The following is a 6,386-nucleotide window of genomic DNA, read 5'->3' as shown; positions in this document are numbered from 1 at the left end:
AGCAGCACTGAGGGCGGTTACATCCTCTCTCTTCGGGCAAGAGAGAGGCTTGGTGAGAGATGTGGAGTCCTCCTTGGAAGGGGGAACTAGGTGGTTCGAAGAATTTCGCTCCCATCCTTCCCATAAGCCCCATCTTTTGTCTCAAAGATAACGCTAGGTTCATATACCTCAACCGTATGCCATGCCCCTTTTGGAACCTGACAGGCATAAACTCCTTCTACGGGATTAAGATGAATTCTCTCAATCTCTTGATAAGAGACCTTTCTTATGGTATCCTCACCATCCTGTAGATACGATACCACCTCCTCGTATATCACTTCATCCATTCTACCACAAAGGCAGATGACACTCTCTGATGAATTGGGATGACGATGTATCGCCACTTCCGTACCAGGCAGCAGAGCATTGAGCATTCTCTGGCTTTGATCCTCAACACTTGTACGAAGATCATAGTTCTGGCGCAAGCGAGGATTCTCCTTTGCCTTGGCAAAAAGAGAATCCAAGAAATCCTTGTTTATTTCCAGCATATTTCCTAAAAGAAACAAAATCTTCTAATATCTTCTCAACACTACCTGAAAAGCCTCAGCATAGTTGCATCCCCACTGGCTACCTCTTACGGCAGCCAAGCCCATGAGATACTCATTGCTTCTTGGATGTGGATACGGACGCATTACACCTCTATACATCGCCAATGCCTTGCATTTCGCCTCAGCACCCTCTTTGCCAACCTCAACATAGCAGTTAGGACGGAAGAGATTCATGGCATCGTTGATAGCCCACTCTGTACAGCTAGGAACCTCCATATACCAGAACTCCTTCAATGGCTTTACGGTTGGCTGGCGCTGGAAGAGGCGAACAGCCTCCTGACATGCCATGGAAGTCATCAGGTGGTCATTGTTGGTATCGGCAGGATGATGCGTAATCACGATGTCAGGTTCACTCTCACGGATGGCACTCTCGATAAACTGTACCAGTTTCAAGTGAGGAACCATATTCATCTCGATATTAGGGAAAGTAGCCTCATACTTCTTCTTCACACCCAGGAAGGCAGTACTCTCATTGGTATCACCCTCCAACTCAGCATCAGAAGGGCGGAAAGCTCTTGCCTTCGCCTCAGTACACATGATAGCCACTTCTACCTCGTCGCCTTCATGCGACCATTTCCACATAGATGCACCAGCACCCAACACCTCATCATCAGGATGAGCTACAACTAATAAGTATTTCATATTTTTCTTAGTTTTGTTTATTGTTATTATTCTTCATACTCCATCTCAATACAGAAGCCATTACCCGATAGAGTCCATATCCCACGATAGCACCCAAGGTATTATGGAACACATCATCCAGTTCGCAGAGTCCTCTTTGCAACCAAAGCTGCAAACCCTCTATGGAACAGGAGATGAGACATCCCAGGAGAGCCACCCTCCACCATCTGTTCATCCTTCTGAACCCACAAGCCAGGAAACCTACGGGTATAAACAAGATGACATTGAGAAAGTTCTCTACGATATACATGTCATCGCCATCCTTGATAGCCTGATAGCTCCAGAATGGCATGAAGTTGTATTGAGGTTCCGGGAAGGTCTCCCGATATATCACCGTAGAGCAATAAATGATAAAGATGCACTCCACGAGCAACGTTCCCATCACCATTCTCTTGATATCAATTCCCTTTTTTGCGATGAGCAGGATTGCAATAATCAGGCTCATTGCCCAAAAAGAAAGGAAAAAGATATAATCAGGAATACCGGGATCAAAGAGAGAAGAGTATTTTTCGAATATATCTATATCCATAACCTAGAGATATGGCATCTACTTCATTTTTCTATTATCCTCAGTTACTTCCAGGTCCTTCATTGACTCCTCCAGACTGAACACCTGATAATCGAAATCATATTTGGTCATACTTGGCTCATAATAAGAATCAGCAAACATCTTAGGAACCTGAGGCAAGAACCAAGAACCTATCAACACTGCAGGATTAAACAATGTGCTAATCCATACCTTATGATGATACTTCTTGGCAAAGAAGCGGACAATCTCCACGGTATCACTCAACTCACGATTCTGAGGATAGAAAGTACCAGAGAGTTCACGGTTGATAATCTGCTTCACAAACTCAGCGAGATTATATACATAAAGCATACTACGCTTATTGTGCCAACATGGGAATACAGGAACCTTCGTTGCAAGCCATCCCAGACGCAAGAAGTTACCCTTACATTTTGGGCCATAAATCATAGGCGGCCGAAGGTTGGCAACCTTAAAGGTATCACATGCCAGTTCGTTCAATCCATTTTCAGCCTGAAGCTTGGAATCACCATAGAAGTCATTTGGATTTGGCTTGGTATCAAGTGTCATAATATGAGGCTTCAGCGATCTACTAACATGATAAACAATCTCGCTGCTCATAAACACGAATTGCTTCACACCAGCATCCTTAGCCCACTTGGCAATCTCTACCGTCAAATCACGGTTCACCTTATAATATAAAGGAGCCATCTCCGGCTTTGGATCCACATGTGCAATACCAGCTACGTGGAATACAGCATCATACTTCGTGAAATCAGCCTTCTTCCAAGCCTCATTCATAGTATCCACTGTATCTACCTCAAACTCTCCTGGAGTCTTCAACAACCATTTCTCTACGCTGGTACCAACATAACTGTTGGCACCGGTAATCAATATCTTTTTCATTAGCAGGCAAACATTTCTAAATAACGTCTTTTCATTTTAACTCCATATTTAACTTCAATAGAAGGAAGTTCCTCGCCAAGAAGCTGTTTGATACGGAGATAAGGAAGATTCAAACCGCCCTCCTTAAATATCTGCATAGTTGCAGCTATACGAGGATTAATCTCCATCAATACAGGATGACCATCCTTGTCATATTTGAAATCCAGATCTGCACTTCCATGCAGACCTAAACTTTTGACAACGTCTCTTGCTATTTGATATGCCTCTTCATTATAAGACAAAGTAGCCTCTTGAGGAATGCTGGCAAGGTTTACATTACTTTCACGATAAGCCATATAGACAATTTCACCATGATCAGCTATCAGATCTACCGATCCCTCTTCACCTGGAAGATACTCCATTGCCATCATTTCCGGCATCGTTGGGTGCTCATTCAAGGTTGCCTGCAAATCCTCAAAAGTAGTAAAGAATGAATTAGGCTTCTCCCCAAAGAGAATATCAAAACTGGATTTTGATGGGTCTATCATTCTGATACCTCTACTACCACTCAATTCCGTAGCCTTTACACATACAGGATGATTAGGGTAGCCTACAGCTTCACAGGCTTCCTTCAATTCAGACGCCTTGCTAACCAATGCGAATTTAGGAACCTTTAATCCTTGCTCCTTTAAGAAAGTATAGAAGCTATACTTATTGGTTGTTATTTCAATAGAATGGCGGTCACCTACAGCAACCTTTACGCCCGCTTGATTAAAATCCTCGATTCTGTCAAGAAGAGGAAGCAACTCTGCTGACATAAAAGGCAATACCACATCAACCTTTTCCAATCTGCAGATTTCAAGAATACGATCAATATAATGTTCATCAGTGGCTCTTGGAACCTCATAAATCGCATCATACAGGCTTTCCAAAGTCTTGTCATAATGCATGTCGATACCGATAACCCGAATGTTTCTTTCACCGTTATCTTTCAAACAATTGACCATACCAGGGGCAAATTGAGCACCACAGGCAGACAACATAACTGTTAAATCCTTCATAACTGACTTAGATAATATAAGTTGCAAAAATATCTTCAAAAGTTTCACCCTTCTTCATTACCGAAAGACTACCATCAGCTTTCTTTGCAATCATCGGACTGTTCCAGAAGATAAAAGGTGGTTTAGACACATTGCTATATCCACCTACGTTACCGAAGATTACATAGTCTCCGACACCCAATGAACCATTGTAGTCTGGATACATCACATCATGTTCCAAACAAGTATAACCTGTAAACTCAGCATCCTTCAAGATTTCCTGCTCTTCGTTAACGTGAACAATTTGCAAAGGCATCTTCTTCATCTTACAGATATCGCCAAGATTATCCTTGCTGCAATTTAAGACAACGAAATCACGCCCCTTGATATGTTTAATGCTTCTCACCTTACCTATGAAATCAATATAACTATTGATTACTGTTGTACCAGGTTCTGTTAACAGCATAGGCTTATCCTCTTGACTCAAATGCTTATAATGTTCTGCAAAAGGAACCGCCACTGCAGCAGCATAATCTTCAAATGTAGGAATGTTGTCCCCAAACTGCTTTGCAAGTGATTCTTCCATTCTTGCAAACATACCACTACCCATGTCGATATACTTTGGAGCCTTATTTGGGAAATATTTATCAGCTAAGCCCAGCATAATTTTCGCACGATTTGACCAAGCTTCAACAGTGCGTGACTGACCTACATGACAATGAAGACCTACGACCTCCAGGTTTCCTACCTCTGAAACCATATCAAAAGCTTTCTGAAGATCGTCACTATCCATATCAATACCGAAGCGTGAGATAAATGACTGTCCGATATTAATATTCACACGGATACCAATCTCTATCTTCTTATCTTGATGCTCATTGGCTAGCTTGCATACGCCCTTTAATTCCTCAAGATTATCAACGTTTACCAAACCACCTTTAAGAAGACACTTTTCACCAAGTTCTCCCTTGAAAGGACCATTATAAACAATATGCTCAGGCTCATAACCTACAGCTAAAGCCACCCCACATTCCATGTCAGAAACAACCTCGGCATAGCCGCCAAGAGATTTTACCAACTTACAGATATACGGAGTATAGTTAGTCTTGTAACTATAAGACAACTGGTACTTAGAATAGTGTTTATTGAAGCAAGCAACAAACTCCTTATAGTTATTCACAAAATCCTCTTCTCTGAAGAGGTACATAGGAGAACCAAATTGACTCTCCAATGATTTTAATTGATAAAGTGCATACATAATTTTTCTATTTAAAATTATCTTTCATCACGATATACATGAGCGCCAGTAACAACGGGTGCAATGACACCGAAAAATGTCTTCACATCAAGCCCTAACGACAACTTATCTACATAAGTCGCATCCATTTCAAATTGATCCTCTCTTAAAGCTGCTCGATTCCACACATCAACAGTGCAGAACATACCAGGAAGGGCATCATATCGACGAGCAAATCTTTTATTATCGCTATATTCTTCCCATTCCCAGTCCAAGATAGGACGTGGACCGATAATAGCCATGGTACCATTTAAGATGTTAAACATCTGCGGCAACTCATCAAGACTGGTACGACGCAAGAAAGCACCTACCTTGGTGATACGCGAATCGGAAGCACTCGTAGCGATACCGCCCATTTCATAGGCATGATTACACATGGTACGGAACTTAAACACGGTTATTGGCTTCATTCCCTTACCTAATCGCACCTGCTTAAACAAGACAGGACCTTTAGAATCCAACTTAATACAAATGGCGATTATCACCATAGGAATACAGAATACTATCAAGCCACAAATGGCAAGGATAGAATCTATCAGTCTTTTAAAAAAATGTCTATACATATAATATTTTTCTATAAATTACATATTCTTTGAAATAGAGGCTCATTAGCCAATACTCTGTCATCCAAATATACCCAAAATGTATTTGCCAATTCGCTCTCATCCATACTCACTTTTTTATGCTTACAAATGGAGAAATATAAAACTTTTATAAAATCGTGTCCTTTAATCTCTAATCGTATATCATCTACCGATTTTGCTAACTTTTCTTGAATCTCTTTGTACAGACCATCAAAGCTACAAACCATTCTATTTGCTTGAGCTATTTTGTTGATATATTTTTCAATGTCCAATGAACACGTATTATCTGTTCTATCGTATGATAAATTCTTTTTAAAATCAACTATAGAACCATTTGAACTTTCTAAATAAGCTCTAATATAAAACAAGACTCTACATACATATCCTATCGATTTCATAAAATTATCTACGTTTACATTAGTTGTAATTCTAAAGGAATTTTTAAGAAGAGCATCAATATTATCATAAGAGAATAGATACATTTCCATTGAATTATAATCAGTATAGGAGAGATATTTCCCAGACATAACGTGGTTATTCACAAAATCCAGATCCCTATCTATAATTCCAAGGAAATGGCAATTTTCGACTTCATTTTCCACTTTTAATGCCAAATATGCAACTTTCTCTTTATTACTCTCCTTCAAAACCTTAATATCTTCTGGCGACATTCCTGCAAAGACCTCACTATAATCAATACAGTCAATATTATAGACACTAATATCACTCTTCTTTTGCTTTTTTAGAAAATTGTCTATCACTAATTTATCAGAAATACCTTCAACA

At 40.2% G+C, this 6,386-nt stretch carries 8 protein-coding genes; all 8 read right to left on the bottom strand.

Translation table 11 applies throughout. The features are described 5' to 3' along the window. Positions 1 to 86: 86 nt before the first annotated feature. The gene (locus ACQRBJ_RS15545; RefSeq protein ID WP_445304167.1) at positions 87 to 524 is read right to left on the bottom strand and encodes a WbuC family cupin fold metalloprotein; all 438 of its coding nucleotides are present in this window, start codon (positions 522 to 524) and stop codon (positions 87 to 89) included. 27 nt (positions 525 to 551) lie between these two features. Beyond that, positions 552 to 1,229 carry a PIG-L deacetylase family protein gene (locus tag ACQRBJ_RS15540; protein WP_445304166.1) on the bottom strand — a complete coding sequence of 226 codons (678 nt, stop codon included), beginning with the start codon at positions 1,227 to 1,229 and terminating at the stop codon, positions 552 to 554. 7 nt (positions 1,230 to 1,236) lie between these two features. Beyond that, positions 1,237 to 1,797: a VanZ family protein gene (locus ACQRBJ_RS15535; RefSeq protein WP_445304165.1), complete on the bottom strand. Its 561-nt coding sequence runs from the start codon at positions 1,795 to 1,797 to the stop codon at positions 1,237 to 1,239. Between the two features lie 18 nt (positions 1,798 to 1,815). Then, positions 1,816 to 2,700, bottom strand: coding sequence for an NAD-dependent epimerase/dehydratase family protein (locus tag ACQRBJ_RS15530; RefSeq protein ID WP_445304164.1), 885 nt, complete (start codon positions 2,698 to 2,700; stop codon positions 1,816 to 1,818). Next, positions 2,700 to 3,740: an ATP-grasp domain-containing protein gene (locus tag ACQRBJ_RS15525; protein ID WP_445304163.1), complete on the bottom strand. Its 1,041-nt coding sequence runs from the start codon at positions 3,738 to 3,740 to the stop codon at positions 2,700 to 2,702. The genes ACQRBJ_RS15530 and ACQRBJ_RS15525 overlap by 1 nt, the downstream gene beginning before the upstream one ends. A 7-nt stretch (positions 3,741 to 3,747) precedes the next feature. Then, positions 3,748 to 4,977, bottom strand: coding sequence for a diaminopimelate decarboxylase (locus ACQRBJ_RS15520; RefSeq protein WP_445304162.1), 1,230 nt, complete (start codon positions 4,975 to 4,977; stop codon positions 3,748 to 3,750). 17 nt (positions 4,978 to 4,994) lie between these two features. Next, positions 4,995 to 5,579, bottom strand: coding sequence for a sugar transferase (locus tag ACQRBJ_RS15515; protein ID WP_445304161.1), 585 nt, complete (start codon positions 5,577 to 5,579; stop codon positions 4,995 to 4,997). Positions 5,580 to 5,590: 11 nt separating this feature from the next. Beyond that, positions 5,591 to 6,386: hypothetical protein (locus tag ACQRBJ_RS15510; protein ID WP_445304160.1), on the bottom strand; the 796-nt coding region annotated here is incomplete at its 5' end.

It is taken from the genome of Prevotella sp. SGI.167 (assembly GCF_050313615.1).
In the GTDB taxonomy this organism is placed as follows: domain Bacteria; phylum Bacteroidota; class Bacteroidia; order Bacteroidales; family Bacteroidaceae; genus Prevotella.
This window is presented reverse-complemented; position numbering and strand designations above follow the sequence as displayed.